Here is a 14,558-nt window from a genome sequence, read left to right as displayed (position 1 = left end):
ACCGAGGTGACGGGGCTCGTGGAGGCTCGCTCCCTCGTCAGCGCCTTCCAGGCGATGGTTCGGGAGCGGCGTCACGCTGACCTCGATGGCTGGATCGAGAGGGCGGCTGCCAGCCTGCTGGGATCCTTTGCGGCGGGGCTCGTGAAGGACAAGGCAGCCGTCGCTGCCGCGTTGACGGAGCCGTGGTCGAACGGACAGACCGAAGGCCAGATCACCCGCTTGAAGCTGGTGAAGCGGCAGATGTTCGGCCGTGCCAATCTTGACCTGCTCGAAGCTCGGCTGGTTGGCGCAGCGTGAACTCATCTGCACCGAGAGTGCGTCAGACCCCCGTTTGGACGCCGATCACCCCGGAAACGGGGTCCTTATTCCACGCCTAATCGCAATCTGGCCGACGCTCTTAAACGGAGCGTCCCTGCGGACGTATCACGGGACCCGGACGACGGGTGCCGGCGCCTTCTTCCGCGATAGGTGGCTAAAGGTCTTCGACCTCGTCGCGTCGCACGAGAGCCTCGCCGGTCTGAGAGGCGATCGCCTTTCGAAGGCCGTTGCGGGGATCGACGATACGACCGACGACGGGCGGTTGCAGATGGCCGGAATCGTTGACGATCGGTCGCTACTGGTCTCGTCAAGCGGCGCTGATCGCCCATGGTGCTCCGCGCCGCAGTTTTGAATCCTGAACCGATCTTTAGCAAGGTCCGCGATTTCAGGCTCGAACTCGTGCGAGGGAACACATCCGACCGACCCCACCAGCGTCAAACCGAAGCCACAAGGTTTTGGTCGGTACGATCCGACAGCCGGGCTCCTACGAGACATCCATGGTCATCTTCGACGCCGCACCATCTGAGCCGCCCACCTCCACCGAAGCAACCTCGCATGGTCTCGACCGCCGCCGCTTCGGCGCCATGGTGCTGGCGGCTGGTGCCGGAAGCCTGCTCGTACGCCGGCCGGCCATGGCGCTGCCAGCGACCGACGAGGCCAGGTTCATCGACTTCGAATGGGTCGACGCGGCCCGCGACCGCGCGGTGCCGGCCCGGCTCTATTGGCCGGCCACCTCGACACGGAACGGTCCGGTCCCCTTGATCGTCTTCTCCCACGGGCTCGGCGGCTCCAGGAAGGGCTACAGCTACCTCGGCGAGGGATGGTCGGGACGCGGTACTGCCAGTCTGCACATCCAGCACGTCGGCAGCGACGAGACGCTGTGGCGGGGCAACCCTCTCATGCTCCTCGACCGCCTCGGGGGCGCGGCGGATGAGCGCGAGGCCATCGAACGCACGCGCGACGTGAGCTTCGGCCTCGACCGCCTGCTGCAGCGTGACAGCCCCTTCCATGCCGCCATCGACCGCAAGCGCATCGTCGCAGCCGGGCACTCCTTCGGGGCGAACACGACGCTGATCCTCACCGGTGCCCAGGTGATCCGCGACGGGAAGCCCTTGGGCTTCCGGGACCCGCGCTTCACGGCGAGCATCGTGATCTCGGCGCCGCCCTTCTACGGCGAGACCGACCTCGCGGCGGTTCTCGCTTCGGTCACTGTCCCTACGCTCCATGTGACTACGACGGAGGACACGATCCGCATCCCAGGGCGCTATTCGCCCGTCCGGGACCGCATCGACGTCTACGCGGCGATCCCAACTCCCCAGAAGACCCTGGTCGTGTTCCAGGGCGGTCCCCACAGCGTTTTCACCGACCGCTCCCTGCGGAACGGGGGGCCGCTGAACCCCTTGGTGAAGCGGGCCACCGCCGAGGTCGGGCTCGCCTTCCTCGACCTCGTCTACAGGTCAAATCCCGCTCCCCTCGAAGACTGGAGCGCGACGTGGAAGCCAATCCTGGCTGCGGCCCCGACGCCGTTCCAACTCGATACGCGGCATTTGGTCAAGAAGCGGCGTGCCTGAGAGCCTGTTTGAGGCCCTTTGCCGGCCGTCCCCCTCTGTCTTGCTAGGAACAACCTGGGCTCCGCCTGGCCGGGCGGAGGCAAGAGCAGATGTGGACGGACCGACATCGGACGCGTCACGAGGCGCGCCTCAAGAACATAGTTGTCCAGGCAGGCCTGGACGAGATGGCCCGCCTGGTGGAGCGCGCCGACCCACCCGGCAGCGCGAGCGCGACACCCGCCCGCCAAGTCGTGGCGGCGATCGCCTGGCATCTGCGGGTCGGCAGTGCTTGGCGCGCCCTGCCGGCGGGGTTTCCGCCCTGGCGCACGGTCTACGGCTGGTTCCGGCGCTGGATCGAGAAGGGCGTGTTCGAGATCCTGATGCGGGCCTTGGCCCGCCGCCAGCGGCGTCGCTGCGGTCGTCGCCCGCAGCCGCGGTTGGCGATCATCGACACCCAGAGCGTCAAGTGTATCGGGGTACGTGGGCCGCGCGGCTACGACGGAGCCAAGAAGCTGGTTGGACGTAAGCGCGTGCTGATGGTGGACGCCGAAGGCTTCATCCTGGCCGTGACCGTCGTGCCCGCCGATGTGCAGGATTGCGACACGCTGCCGGCGTTGGATGCCGGTAAGGAGCAGTGGCTGAGCCTGCGCCTGGCGATCTTCGATGGCGTGTTCCGGGCCAGGCGCTGCGAGGAGTGGTGCAACCTGCACGGCATGCGCTGCGAGGTGGTGCGCAAGCAGCCGGATCAGAAGGGCTTCGTCGTGCTCAAGCGGCGCTGGGTGGTCGAGCGGACCTTGGGCTGGCTCAGCCACTGGGGCGGATTGCTGCGCGAACGGGCCGGTCGCCTCGACGTCGCGACCGGCCGCCTCACCTTCGTTGCCTGCCTGGGGGCTCTGACCGCACTCAATAATCCAGCATAAAATCAGCCACTCAAACAGGCTCTGAGGCCCGGCGTCGTCGTTGAGCCACCCAGGTGCAGCCGATCTCACCGAACGGTTGCGTTCACCATCGACACCTCGATCAACCGCGCCGTGAACCAGGGCAACTTCGTGCTACGTCGCGCCAATATAAAACTATGAGTTGTATTTACATAATGCATACAAGATATTGAATTCAGCCATCATTGCTCCAATGCAATCGGAAACCCATTGTACACAAATTCACGCCGGTAAAGTTGAGAGCTAACACGAATAATAAATATTTATGAGCCTCTCTCTACGAACATGCCACAGAACAAGCTACCTAGCAATCTGGACAGACAGCCATGAATTTTGCTCGTGATGCTAAGTTTCTACTTAAAATTGCATTGCCTTTCGCGGTCATGATTGCGATTGGGGCTGGTCTCATTACCTATTCCGCGGCGGTCATGCAGCATTTATCGCAGCAGACGGCGCGGATTGCCGACGTTCAGGCAGCGCGCCTAGATGCACTCGTCCATGTGCGCGGTGGCATCGCCGAGGCCACCGTCATGGACCGCAATATGCTGCTCGAGAGAGATCCGCAGACACAGGCTCGGTTTAAGACACACCAGCAGGCGGGCATGATTGAAGCACGCGAGGCCATCGAACGCCTCGTTGCCCTATCGGACACGCCGGAGCGACGCGCCTTCAACGAAGCGTTTCGCCGAGATGTCGAAAGCTTCTTTGCGACCCTCGATCGCGTGTCTGAACTCATGCTGCGCCGTCAGAGCGACGAGGCCTTTCGAGTGGCCCGCGATGTCGGCATCCCCGCGCGCCTCAAGCTGAATGAATGGATGGCCGAACGATCCACGGCCCAAGCCAAGGAGTTGGCTGCCGCGAAGGAACGTTCGGCTGCGAATGTCACTGATAGCACGCGCACATTGATCATCTTCGCGCTCGCTGGCTTGGCAACGGCGCTCGTCCTTGCCAGCACGATCGTCGTGTTCGCGATTACCCGTCCGCTGGCCAGTTTGGTGGACGTGCTGCAACGGATGGCACGAGGCGAGATCGAGACCGAGATCAAGGAGGCCACGCGCGGTGACGAGATCGGCGCCGTCGCCAGGGCGGTCGAAAGCATCAAGGCGATGGTCGCCCGCAAGGCTGCCGAGGAGGCCGAGGTGAAGCGGCGTGCCGACGAAGCGGCTAGCGCCGCGCGCAAACGCGCGATGATGGAAATGGCCGACGGCTTCGAGGCAGCAGTGGGTGGCATCGTCGGACAGGTCTCTGCCTCGGCGACCGAGTTGCAAGCCACCGCCCAGATGATGACTGCCACTGCGACGCAGACCGCCGCGCAATCCACCGCCGTCGCGGCCGCTGCCGAGGAGGCCTCTTCGAATGTCGGCACCGTCGCGGCGGCGGCGGAGGAACTCGGCGCCTCGGTGGCTGAGATCGGCCGTCAGGTCGACGGTTCGGCCCGGCTGGCTCAGACTACGGTCGCGGAAGCGGGAGAGATGGCCCATGAGGTGCAGGCGCTGACGCAGGCCACCGCCCGCATTGGCGACGTGGTTGGGCTGATCTCGTCGATCGCCGCCCAGACCAACTTGCTCGCGTTGAACGCCACCATCGAGGCAGCCCGTGCCGGTGCGGCTGGCCGCGGCTTCGCGGTGGTCGCAGCGGAAGTCAAGGAGTTGGCTGGCCAGACTGCACGCGCGACGGAGGAAATCACCAGCCAGATCGCGGCGATCCAGGCCTCTACCGGCCAGGCGGCCGGTGCGATCAACCAGATCACAGAACGGATCAAGGAGATCTCCGGTGTGTCGATCTCGATCGCCGCGGCGGTGGAGGAGCAGGGTGCGGCAACTCAGGAGATCGTGCGAAACGTCAGCCAGGCGGCGTCGGGCACCGGCGAGGTGACAGGTAACATTGCCGGTGTGGCAGGTGCGGCGGAGGATACCGGCGCGGCGGCGAGCCAAGTTCTTGTCTCGGCCTCCGAGCTGTCGCGACACTCCGAGCACCTCACGGCAGAGGTTGCGCGCTTCCTCGATACGGTGCGCGCAGCCTGAGCATTCAGTTTGGGTGGTGACGGAGCGTCCAGCGGTCAGTGCACTGCGGACACGCTTGGCACTTCACTCAACCGGGTCATGAACCGCAGCGAGCGCATCTCGAACTTGGTCGACCAGGTGCGCTTTTTCACCTACCCCGCCCGCGCCGGCACTACGGCCCCAAGACCGAATTGGCTGTTGCAGACGTCGATGGCTGACATCAGCACCCCGAACTTCTCCTGATCGAGCGCGCCGAACAGCGGGCGAGGCGCCTCCTTGAGTGGAACGGGATCCTTCATGACTAACCCCGCCTTGCTATAGCGCCAGGGCGTCGGTCCCTGCTCCTTCCAGGTCTTGGCGACCCCGTGAAGCGCCGCCTGGATCAGGTGCCGGGTGTCGTTCGTCGCCTCCGGCTGGTGCACTACCGTCGAGACCGAGCGCATCGGGTTGCCGCGGTCGTGCTCGAAGACCGCGACGGCTGAGACCGCGAGCCCGTCGCGCCGCAGCCTCTTGCCGAGGCGTATGGCGTGCGCTGCTACCGCCTGCTCCAGCACGATCCGCTCGTTGATCCGTCTGGAGAAGCTGCGGGTGACGGCGCACCCCTTGCGCCGGGCCGGCACGATATCGAGCAGCAAGCCGGCGCGGCCGCGTAGCTTGTGGTTGATGCGCGCGCCTACCACCGTCAGGGACGCCCGGGCCGGCCAAGGATCGAAGTGGCGCAGGTCCGCCACCGTGTCGAAGGCCATGGCCTCCAGGCGTAATAGCGACGCCTGCCCCAATGCCCCAGACATCTCCGACCCTGACCGCGACCAGCCAGCCTGCTCGCTCCGCCTCGTCGAGGAAGAACACCCGCACCTTCTGCCGCCGGCACAGGTCGCGGATCCTTAGAATACGGCTCGCCCATGCGGATGCCGAGCGCGTTGGCCTCGGCGGTGCGAGCAATGGCGCAGCCGTCGTCGTTCGAGAGCACGATCACCGGCACGCCGGCGAGCTGCGGGTCGAACACGCGCTCACAGGAGCACTAGCAGTGTGGGGCGAAGCGATCGCCATTCGGATGCCGGGGACAGCGGTGCTGCGGATCGTGGCGGACGGCGAGACGGGTGAACTCGAGAGCGCGACGATCCTCGGGCAATTCGGTGAGGTGCCGGAGGACTTCGCGGAGCAGGTCAGCGGTGGCTGACGATGCATGGGCACTGGAGAAAATGAGACCGCGACTATCGACAAGTGGCGTCCGCACCCATGCTGCGCCTATGGCGAGGACGGTTGATAGATCCCGCCAACCCTCGGGGTAGGGCTACTCGGATAAGCGCACGGGTTGGTCTCGGGGTGGTCCGACACCCGACGGTACGGGGATGGTCGACGAGCTGTAATTCGAATTGACGGTCAGGCGCGCATTCCCCTCTGTCCGAATGTCGCGCGCGACGATCACCGTCCAGGCCGACTGATCGGCAACCCTGTTGTTGCCCTTCACCGTCAGCTTGGCATTGGGAAGATAGATCGTGCCGAGGAGCTTGCGGGCGTTGTTTGTCGAGATCTCGACCGTGCCGGTGTAGCTGCGATCCGTGATCAGGACGAAGCCGGCATAGGGCCCGCTCTTGCGGCCCTCCAGCTGGAGCACGGAATTCGCCGTGAACTGCGCCGTCTCCAGCCCCTTCAGAATCACGACGACATCGCTGCCGGTGATTGAGGTCTGCCCGCCAATGCTGAGGCTCGGCCCGACGAAGTAATGCTCGCCGGGCTCCAGCACGATCGTGGCGTTGCCGAGCAGCGAGATGCCGCCGCAATGGACCCCCGGCTTGAGATAGGTCGTGCCGCCCCCGATGCTGATGAAGGTCGAGCTGCAGAGCAGGGGCACGCGGATCGTGAGGTTCGCAAACGGGTCTGCGATCGGGGGCGCATCTGTGATCGGCGCCGGCAGGATCGCCCCCGAGGCGCTCCCGGACGCCCGCGCTTCCCCGGCCGAGAGACTGGCCGCGCGGCCCACCGTCAGGTTGGCGTTGCTCTGAACCACGCAATCCCTGGCCGCGATCGCGGAACTGTCGGTCACAATCACGCTATCCTGGCTGTCGGCATGCGAGCCCAGCACGCAGAGCGGCTTGCGGGCCGTGCGGATGGCGGTGGCCGACGCAGCCAGGGTCCACCCCCCGGGCGGTAGCAGGCTGCCGAAGAACGAGGCGCGATGGGCCGTCAGACTGACCGTGACCGCGCGTGCAACGGTGTCGACCGCGGCAGTCGAGGCGATGGTCCAGCGCAGGCGCAGGGGCGTCGCCATGGTCTCGGCGTAGAGACGCGCCCGCTCCACCGTGGCCGTTGACTGGTCGACGCCGAATTCGCCGGCGCCCTGGATGGCCGCGGCATCGACATAGCCTTGAAGGTTCGACTTCGCGAGCATTACTTCGGCCAGCTCAGCCACGCCCACCGATCCCATCGCAAGAATTGGCAGGAGGAGACTGAACAGCACGACGATCGTGCCACGCTCACACTGTAAAATCTGCCGTAATTGTAGGCGGATTATGCGCATAAAACTGCACACGTCGAGCATATTTGATGGCCGCACTGAAATAAGCAGTATGCACGCAGGGGTTATTATTGCTTGCAGCCTACGAATTCATCAGTTTTTCCTGCAGCATAAAAATATATGCTCAGGACAAAACGTCGATAGGGTCTGAAAGGTAAATTTTATGGCAGTTAATGGTTTGCGCACCAGCCTGCTCCGGACGGTCTCGGAACTGAGGGCGCGGCGATCGTCGCCAAGGTCGGTCAGGTGGTGGGCACATCATGGGGCAGGTCAGCGGTGGGTGAGGCGCTGGACACGAAAAACCCGCCACGGCGGTGAGCCGAGCGGGCTGAAGTTTTCTCGGGTAGTTCGTCACCGTTAAGCCGGCTCGATGACGAAACGATGAAGCTGCGCTCAGAGGCAGGTACGAAAAAGCCCCGCTCGGCGGCTGCCGGCGGGGCTGGAGGCGGGGTCTCGGGTCCGATGAGATCAACGAATCAACGGCATGGGGGAGGCCAAGTTCCCGCTGGGGAGCCGTGGCCGTAGTGGCGGGACTGCTGGCGGTCGATGCTGCAGAGCAGGTCGGTCTGCGGCGTCGGCTGTTTCGAACGGTCCTCAGCGTCGGTCTCGCGCGAGTGCCGCCTCGATCGCGGCGGCAAGATCGGCATCTGCCATCCCGCGCCAGTCCTCGGCCAGCGACAGCCGCACCGAATGCGCGCCGCCCGATGGCGTGCACACCACGGCCCGGCGTCCCTCGCCGGCGAGCTTCTCCTTCGCGGCCTCCGGCATGTCGGCGAGCGCCTCGATGCAGGTCCAGGCGGTGCCGTCCTGGGTGGTCACGTCGCGCTGTTCACTCATGGTGTCGGGTTCGCTCCGGTCAGAAGGAGATGCTTGCGGGAGGAGGTGCGGCAGGGTGCCGGGATCAGTGCAGACGTGGTGAATGTGCAACCCCGGGCCCTCGCCGCCGGCTTGCGCCGCCGCGAAGGCTCGGGGCTCGGCCGCGGCCAGCATGTCCCGCTCGTCCTTCCAAAGCGGCACCGACCGCGACACCCCATCCCTCACCAGCCACGTGAGCCGTGGCTTGCCGATCCGGAAGACCGGCCTCGCGGCCCTCGCGTGCTTCGTAAAGGCCGGCAGGGGGCTGGCCGCCAAGCGGGCAACCTCGAACCAGACCGAGGGTTTCCGGCATGGTGCTTCCCAGGCCCATCGGTCGCGTCTCCTCATCTCCCCCGATGCCAGCTGATGGACCTGGGCCAGCCGGAGGATGGTGCCTCCCCATCCTGTAGGGAGGCGCACACACGATGTCGGACACCCGAACTGCTCTGGTCATCGGCAGCTCACTCCGGCCCGCTGTCCGCAAAAGAACGGCCCGCCGGCCGGCTTGCGCATCCTGAGGCCGGTCCCACCCCGTTCTCGGGGATGGACACGATCCTGGCGGCCTCGAACGCCGTGACGAGGAGCCGGGCGTTTGCCGCGATCATCCTCCGGGTCACTGGTACGGCTCGGAGGCCCATGTCCGGCATATCCTGCTTTGGGCATCGTCCTCGGCCTTGCGCTGGCGCCGGTGCTGAACCCGCTGCTGCCCTGATCCGACAGAAGCCCGTGGCTCGCGTGCACTATCGAGTGGAGACCTAGGCCAGGTACACCGCGGGCATGCTCAGCGTCCTCAAACACGTTCTGATTGAGTACGGCCCCGAGCGCGAGGCGCATATCGATGCGGCCGCGCGTGCTATTCTGGAGGCCTTCCCCGAAGCCTCGATCGAGGTGGCTCAAGGTCTGCTCGACGACGACCTCCTGATCGAAGCTCGGATCCCGCTGCGCCGTGCGAACGAGTGGCCGGCCGTAAGCCGCCGCGCGTACGCCGTGGGCGCTTACGACCTGGGCTGAACTTTCCCCGAGGGAGCTTGTTGCCGACCTGCATCCACGCACGCCGGAGTTCCCCATGCCGAAGACCATTACAGCCGATTTCAGATCGCGCCGGGACGCCGAGATGGCGGTCGAGCACATCGTGCAGGAGCACGACGTGGACCGGAAGGCAGTCAGCATCGGGCCGGCATCGAGCGAGAACACGGCCGGGACGGAAGCGGCGCGAGCGGACGTCGAGGATGGGCACCTGAAGTCCGACACGGACGGTGAGCCTGCGCTGCGCGGGAAGGTCCGTGTTTCGGTTCAGGTCGACGACGCGAATGCCGACAAGGTCATGGACTCGATCGAGACCTTCCATGGGGAGAAGGTCTCCTGAGAGGCTATCTCGGTAGGGGGTCTGTAGGGTGTCATGGGGTTGTCGGAGGCCCATCTCTCAGGGATGTTGATGCTCAAGGGCCAGGCTGGCCGGCGTCCTGCGGTAGCGGACGACGGCTGGTGCATCCCGGACGATCTCTGGCTGCGGATGGAGCCGCTGTTGCCGCGCCGGCCGCGCCATCCGCTCGGCTGCCACAGCCCGCGCGTGTCCGATCGGGCTTCGATAGACGCGATCTTTTTCGTGTTGCGCACCGGCTGCCAGTGGAACGCCCTCACCGCGACCGGGATCAGTACGTCGTCCTCGGCCCATCGTCGGTTCCACGTTGACATTCGGGTTGCCTGCCTGCGTCACTTTGGCAGCGACGTGCATCATGTCACAGGGGGCAAGGAACTGCCCCTTTTTGACGTTGACTGCACGACCGGTTCGGGCGGCAGCCAATAGCAGGTCGGTCTGGCGGCACAGGAACGCGGGATCTGAAGGATCTCCACAACCTGGGCCGCGCGGGTGCATTGCTCGGGTTCATGCACGTTTGTGAGGATCGGTAGACCCAGGCTCTCGCGGATCTCAGCAAAAATCGGCAGTGTCTCGTCGAGACCGATGCCGCGGGCGGTACGGTTGGAGGTGCGGTTGGCCTTATCGAAGGATTATTTGCAGACGAGGCCGATGCCGAGGTCCCGTGCCATCTCCGTGAGGGCAGCGGCGACCTCACGGGCATGGCCGCGCCCCTCCAACTGGCGGGGGCCGGCGATCAGAGGCAGCGGCAGGTGATTGGCGAAGTCGATGTCACGCACCTGCACTACGGGGCCGTTTTGAGTGCCTGCAAAAACTGTAGTCATCGAAAATCACCCTGCCTGAACTGTGTTACGGGGCGAACCTCTAAACGATGCCCGCGCGCAGCAGATCGTGGACGTGCAAGATGCCCGTCGGCCGGCCCTCCTCAACCACGAACAACGCCGTAACGCGTCGACGGTTCATGATCTCGAGCGCGGCGCTCGCGAGCAGTGATGGCTCGATCGCCAGCGGATCGTACGTCATCACAATCTCGACAGGCATCGTCAGGAGGCCAGGGCCGATATGGCGGCGTAGATCGCCGTCCGTCACAATACCCACGAGTAGGCCGGCACCATCGACTACGCCTACGCAGCCGAAGCGCCGCCCCGCGATCGCCAGCAGCACGTCGCCCATGAGGGTGCCGTGCGTGACAAGAGGGACCTCGTCCCCGACATGCATCAGCTGGCGCACAGTTTTGAGCCGGGCCGCGAGGTTGCCGCCCGGATGGAAGGTTCGGAAATGTGAGCTCGTGAAGCCGCGCCGCGCGAGCAGGGCCACCGCGAGGGCATCGCCCATCGCGAGCTGGATGAGACTCGACGAGGTCGGTGCAAGATCGTGCGGGCAGCTTTCGCGCACCCGTGGCAGGTTCAGGAGGACGTCGGCGGCCCGGCCCAGCGTGCTCGCCGCGTTCCAGGTCATCGCGATCAGCGGAATCGAGAAGCGGCGGGTGAAGGCTATGAGATCGCCAAGCTCACTCGTCTCGCCCGACCACGAGAGCGCCAGCACTGTATCGTCCTTGGCGATCATGCCGAGATCGCCGTGGCTGGCCTCGCTCGGATGCACAAAGAACGCGAGCGTGCCGGTTGAGGCGAGCGTCGCCGCAATTTTACGGCCGATATGTCCGCTCTTCCCGATGCCTGATACGATGAGGCGGCCCCGCGTCCGCAAGATCGTGCCAACTGCTTTCTCAAATGGTGTGCCGAGGTCGCCTTCCAGCGCCTCGGCGAGTTCCTGCATGGCCTGCATGCCGACTTGGAGGCTACCGATGCCTGTGGCCCGAACGGCCGCGTCGGAACCTGGATCGTCGTCAATCCACGGGGCGTCTTGATGCAAGGTGACGGGATTTTCTATCATTCCACCAGGCTACATACAACGGTATGGAAATTTTGCGGCAAGCGTCGCATCAAGCTATCTCGCGTGCCTTTTATATCGGTCACGCTCTGCAGACCGAAATTAAGCAGAATCGACATCCTGGCGATTCGGGAACCATGGGCCGCCGTTCGTATAATGGACCTCATAAGGAATTTCTTCTGGTTAGTCGTAGTCACCCTCAAGGAAGTTCCAGCCGCGTTCGAGCGTGCCGAGGTCTTTATCCTCGAACTAAAACAAACGGTGAAGGAAAGCCGGACTCTGAGTGTTGACCAATTCAGAGGTCAGCGCCTTGATTGCAGGGTTCGCGCCGTTGAACGCCATGGAGGATGACCAATTCTTGCGCGGATAGGTTGTCTGCACCTGCCCGTCCATCTTGCTGGCCGAGCGCGGCACGTAATCATGCTGCACGACACAGGCCGCCTTGGCCGGATCGAGGGCCTCCACCAGCCGGGCAACATCCGTCGTGAAAGGAAGTTGCAATCCACGAATACAGTCCAGCCCTCGTAGGCGACGATGTAGGGCACGAGGAACCGCGTCAGGGAAAACTCGGTCGCTGCGCACTTGTCCTGCGGGCGGGTATAAAGTCCGAGTTCGCGCACAGTTTCCTGACGCAGGGGATAAATCTCGACCGGGATGGTGGCGTGGCGGTTAAGAGAAAGCCGGCACGCTTGCCATGCAATGTCCTCGCGGCTGTCGTAGGAGACATGGAACTTCAGCCGTGAACTCATGCGATAGTCTCGCTCTGTCTTGACAGTTCGAAAAGCACGGTCCGTCTCTCACCTTGCGACGGATCTCGGTCGCGCCCTTCATCCGTGCGGGATGCGGCGCCATCCTGCCGTAACCTTATTCCGGCAACAAGGGCCGCGCTGCAACATGGCTCGTGCCAGAGCCGCATCAGATTTTATCGATTGCCTCCTCGTTGCTGAGGGTCTCGACCAGGCTCGTGTCCCTGGGCGTGGTGTAGCTTGGTGAGGGCCACCACGCTGACCGGCACGGCCGGACTGGTCAGACTGCGATGTTTGGCAGGCTGACGAGGGGATCATCGCCGATCGGGGCGATGCTTTCCAGAGTCATGTAGCGGCAGCGTTGCACGGCCCACTCGTCGTTCTGCTCGAGCAGGATCGCGCTGACGAGCCTGCGGCTCGAAGACTCGTCGGGGAAGATGCCGACGACCTCGGTGCGGCGCTTGATCTCGCCGTTCACGCGCTCCAACGGGTTGGTCGAGTGCAGCTTGGCCCGGTGAGCCGCCGGGAAGCCCATGTAGGCCAAGACGTCGGTTTCGGCCGTATCCATCAGGGCGGCCAGCTTCGGGACCTTGGACCGGAGCTGATCGGCGACCCGTCGCCACTGCTGGCGGGCGGCCTCGGCGTCGTCCTGGGCGAAGGCGGTGGCGATGAAGGCCGAGACGACGCGCCGGCCCGAGCGACCGGCATGGGCCAGGACGTTGCGCATGAAGTGCACCCGGCACCACTGCCAGGACGCGGTCATCACCGTGGCGACCGAGGCCTTGATGCCCTCGTGGGCGTCCGAGATCACCAGCTTGACCCCGCGCAGGCCGCGTCGGGCCAGCTTGCGCAGGAAATCGGTCCAGAAGAGCTTGCCCCGGACTTGACCCGGGGTCTCGGCCTCCGACGGGCCGATGTCTAGGCCCAGCACGGGTTCCCATCGTGGCAGGCCACGATGGGTGCACCTCGCGCCGCCCATCCGTGTTGACGCCCACCGCCACGATGACGGCCACCGAGACGATACGATGGTTCTGGCGCACCTTCACGTAGGTGGCGTCGATCCAGAGATACGGCCACTCGCCCTCGATCGGCCGGTTCAGGAAGGCGTTCACCCGCTCCCTCATCTCGAGCTTGTCGAAGGACGATCTCCTGGCACATCCGGCTGAGCGGCTCCAGGAAGCTCGGGAAGTAGCTGCCCGTCCACAGCTTCGGGATGCGCAGTTCGACGGTACCAGCCCGTGTCTGCCAGTCCCGGTCACGGTTGCCGTTGCGCTGGGCCAGCCGCTCCGGGGTCTTCTCGCCATGGGCCGCGCCGGTCAGGCCGCCCACCTCCAGCTCCATCAGACGTTGCGCGGCAAAGCCGATCATCTCGCGCAGCACGTCCGCGTCCGCACTCTTCTCAGCCAGCGCCCGCAGGCTCATAACGGCATCGGTCATCGGGGGTTTCCCGGGTTCAGGGTTGGTATCAGCAACCCGATCCTAACCCGTTACCGCCGATGGCCACCCCCGCGAGAGACCCCGCCTGCTACAGCGCTGTGGAAGGCGCGCAGGCGGGCTCTCCCGCTCTCGTCCAGCTACACCACTCCAAGGGACACGACCCCGAGCTTCGAGCAGGTCAAGATTGGCACGGCCGAACATCTGCCGCTTCACCAGCTTCAAGCGGGTGATCTGGCCTTCGGTCTGTCCGTTCGACCACGGCTCCGTCAACGCGGCAGCGACGGCTGCCTTGTCCTTCACGAGCCCCGCCGCAAAGGATCCCAGCAGGCTGGCAGCCGCCCTCTCGATCCAGCCATCGAGGTCAGCGTGACGCCGCTTCCGAACCATCGCCTGGAAGGCGCTGATGAGGGAGCGAGCCTCCACGAGCCCCGTCACCTCGGTCTCGACATTCGCCACGACCACCGCGTCGGCTTTCGTCAAGCCATCCCGCGCGATCGTCAGCAGACGCGCGAGCCGACGAGCCGACGGAACCTGGCCGGGTGCGCCATCCGGGACCTGCTCGCTGCGGCGCTGCCGTGTCGCCCGCTCTCCGACCACCCGCAGACTACCGGTGAACCCTCTCGCACGAAGTTGCCGCCACAGCTCCGCCCCGTTCCGGCAGCCCGCCTTCCACTCGCCCTCCAGCCAGGGCAGATGAACCTCCAGGCTGCTCTGGCGGGAGCGGAACACGTCGCCCGTCAGGCCGCGCACCACGTTGCGGACGAGCTTGCGGCTGTGGCCGGTCGTGCGAGCGATCGTCTTGATCGGCACCCCTTGCCGCGAGAGGGCTAGGATCGCCTCGCCCGTCGCCTCCCGACGCAGATAACCTTCGTACCGCAGACGCTCGGCACGGGTCAGCCGCTCGGGGTCGACCGTCGCGGCGCCC

The 14,558-nt window shown here is 65.1% G+C and carries 12 protein-coding genes and 5 pseudogenes; 8 read left to right on the top strand and 9 right to left on the bottom strand.

All coding sequences use genetic code 11. The annotated features are described in order from the left end of the window. From BMX97_RS31585 to BMX97_RS31565, 4 genes are all read left to right on the top strand, one after another. Positions 1-297 (top strand): transposase (locus BMX97_RS31585; RefSeq protein WP_143074776.1); only part of this gene is annotated, 297 nt, incomplete at its 5' end. Positions 298-815: 518 nt separating this feature from the next. Then, positions 816-1,889 carry an alpha/beta hydrolase family protein gene (locus tag BMX97_RS31575; protein WP_143074775.1) on the top strand — a complete coding sequence of 358 codons (1,074 nt, stop codon included), beginning with the start codon at positions 816-818 and terminating at the stop codon, positions 1,887-1,889. Positions 1,890-2,053: 164 nt separating this feature from the next. Next, complete coding sequence (locus BMX97_RS31570) at positions 2,054-2,788, top strand: IS5 family transposase (protein WP_177202416.1); 735 nt, start codon at positions 2,054-2,056, stop codon at positions 2,786-2,788. A gap of 344 nt (positions 2,789-3,132) precedes the next feature. Beyond that, positions 3,133-4,830 carry a methyl-accepting chemotaxis protein gene (locus BMX97_RS31565; RefSeq protein WP_091755049.1) on the top strand — a complete coding sequence of 566 codons (1,698 nt, stop codon included), beginning with the start codon at positions 3,133-3,135 and terminating at the stop codon, positions 4,828-4,830. A 131-nt stretch (positions 4,831-4,961) separates the two neighbouring features. Here the strand turns inward: BMX97_RS31565 and BMX97_RS34390 are convergent, their stop codons facing one another. Beyond that, positions 4,962-5,555, bottom strand: a complete 594-nt coding sequence (locus BMX97_RS34390; protein ID WP_348273146.1) for a DinB/UmuC family translesion DNA polymerase — start codon at positions 5,553-5,555, stop codon at positions 4,962-4,964. Positions 5,556-5,652: 97 nt separating this feature from the next. Further along, positions 5,653-5,815 (bottom strand): annotated as a pseudogene (locus tag BMX97_RS34385) (Y-family DNA polymerase); the annotation flags it as partial. Between BMX97_RS34385 and BMX97_RS34120 the strand changes: the two are divergent. Beyond that, positions 5,801-5,989 carry a hypothetical protein gene (locus BMX97_RS34120; RefSeq protein ID WP_244538757.1) on the top strand — a complete coding sequence of 63 codons (189 nt, stop codon included), beginning with the start codon at positions 5,801-5,803 and terminating at the stop codon, positions 5,987-5,989. The pseudogene BMX97_RS34385 and the gene BMX97_RS34120 overlap by 15 nt on opposite strands. Positions 5,990-6,103: 114 nt before the next feature. Here BMX97_RS34120 and BMX97_RS31555 read toward each other — a convergent pair whose 3' ends face one another. Further along, positions 6,104-7,351, bottom strand: a complete 1,248-nt coding sequence (locus BMX97_RS31555) for a pilus assembly protein TadG-related protein (RefSeq protein WP_091755048.1) — start codon at positions 7,349-7,351, stop codon at positions 6,104-6,106. A 570-nt stretch (positions 7,352-7,921) separates the two neighbouring features. Beyond that, positions 7,922-8,317: a hypothetical protein gene (locus tag BMX97_RS34115; RefSeq protein WP_244538756.1), complete on the bottom strand. Its 396-nt coding sequence runs from the start codon at positions 8,315-8,317 to the stop codon at positions 7,922-7,924. A 642-nt stretch (positions 8,318-8,959) separates the two neighbouring features. On the opposite strand from BMX97_RS34115, the gene BMX97_RS31545 reads away from it, so the two are divergent. The 3 genes and pseudogenes from BMX97_RS31545 to BMX97_RS34110 form a co-directional block, all read left to right on the top strand. Further along, the gene (locus BMX97_RS31545) at positions 8,960-9,193 is read left to right on the top strand and encodes a hypothetical protein (RefSeq protein ID WP_091755047.1); all 234 of its coding nucleotides are present in this window, start codon (positions 8,960-8,962) and stop codon (positions 9,191-9,193) included. Positions 9,194-9,248: 55 nt separating this feature from the next. Next, positions 9,249-9,548 (top strand): hypothetical protein, encoded by a 300-nt coding sequence (locus BMX97_RS31540; protein WP_091755046.1) that lies wholly within the window; start codon positions 9,249-9,251, stop codon positions 9,546-9,548. 69 nt (positions 9,549-9,617) lie between these two features. Beyond that, a pseudogene (locus tag BMX97_RS34110) lies at positions 9,618-9,866 on the top strand (transposase); the annotation flags it as partial. 6 nt (positions 9,867-9,872) lie between these two features. On the opposite strand, the pseudogene BMX97_RS31530 reads toward BMX97_RS34110, so the two are convergent. From BMX97_RS31530 to BMX97_RS31515, 5 genes and pseudogenes are all read right to left on the bottom strand, one after another. Beyond that, positions 9,873-10,384, bottom strand: a pseudogene (locus BMX97_RS31530) (3-deoxy-8-phosphooctulonate synthase); the annotation flags it as partial. A gap of 40 nt (positions 10,385-10,424) precedes the next feature. Continuing rightward, entirely contained in the window at positions 10,425-11,345 is a 921-nt protein-coding gene (locus tag BMX97_RS31525) for a KpsF/GutQ family sugar-phosphate isomerase (RefSeq protein WP_244538755.1), read from the bottom strand. A gap of 354 nt (positions 11,346-11,699) precedes the next feature. Further along, a complete protein-coding gene (locus tag BMX97_RS32605) occupies positions 11,700-11,915 on the bottom strand; it encodes a hypothetical protein (protein ID WP_143074774.1) in 216 nt (71 codons plus the stop codon). A gap of 561 nt (positions 11,916-12,476) precedes the next feature. Then, a pseudogene (locus BMX97_RS31520) lies at positions 12,477-13,633 on the bottom strand (IS256 family transposase). A gap of 162 nt (positions 13,634-13,795) precedes the next feature. Further along, positions 13,796-14,558, bottom strand: a pseudogene (locus tag BMX97_RS31515) (transposase); the annotation flags it as partial.

Origin of the sequence: Methylobacterium sp. ap11 (assembly GCF_900110515.1) — a bacterium.
Classification (GTDB): Bacteria; Pseudomonadota; Alphaproteobacteria; order Rhizobiales; family Beijerinckiaceae; genus Methylobacterium; species Methylobacterium ajmalii.
Note: the sequence above shows the minus strand (reverse complement) of the source record. Positions and strands in the feature narration are given on the sequence as shown.

What these genes read in the sequence shown, in the direction of transcription:
- BMX97_RS31575 (WP_143074775.1), top strand. Translation starts at nt 816, where the DNA reads ATGGTCATCTTCGACGCCGCACCATCTGAGCCGCCCACCTCCACCGAA.
- BMX97_RS31570 (WP_177202416.1), top strand. Translation starts at nt 2,054, where the DNA reads ATGGCCCGCCTGGTGGAGCGCGCCGACCCACCCGGCAGCGCGAGCGCG.
- BMX97_RS31565 (WP_091755049.1), top strand. Translation starts at nt 3,133, where the DNA reads ATGAATTTTGCTCGTGATGCTAAGTTTCTACTTAAAATTGCATTGCCT.
- BMX97_RS34390 (WP_348273146.1), bottom strand. Translation starts at nt 5,555, where the DNA reads ATGGCCTTCGACACGGTGGCGGACCTGCGCCACTTCGATCCTTGGCCG.
- BMX97_RS31555 (WP_091755048.1), bottom strand. Translation starts at nt 7,351, where the DNA reads ATGCTCGACGTGTGCAGTTTTATGCGCATAATCCGCCTACAATTACGG.
- BMX97_RS34115 (WP_244538756.1), bottom strand. Translation starts at nt 8,317, where the DNA reads ATGCTGGCCGCGGCCGAGCCCCGAGCCTTCGCGGCGGCGCAAGCCGGC.
- BMX97_RS31545 (WP_091755047.1), top strand. Translation starts at nt 8,960, where the DNA reads ATGCTCAGCGTCCTCAAACACGTTCTGATTGAGTACGGCCCCGAGCGC.
- BMX97_RS31540 (WP_091755046.1), top strand. Translation starts at nt 9,249, where the DNA reads ATGCCGAAGACCATTACAGCCGATTTCAGATCGCGCCGGGACGCCGAG.
- BMX97_RS31525 (WP_244538755.1), bottom strand. Translation starts at nt 11,345, where the DNA reads ATGCAGGCCATGCAGGAACTCGCCGAGGCGCTGGAAGGCGACCTCGGC.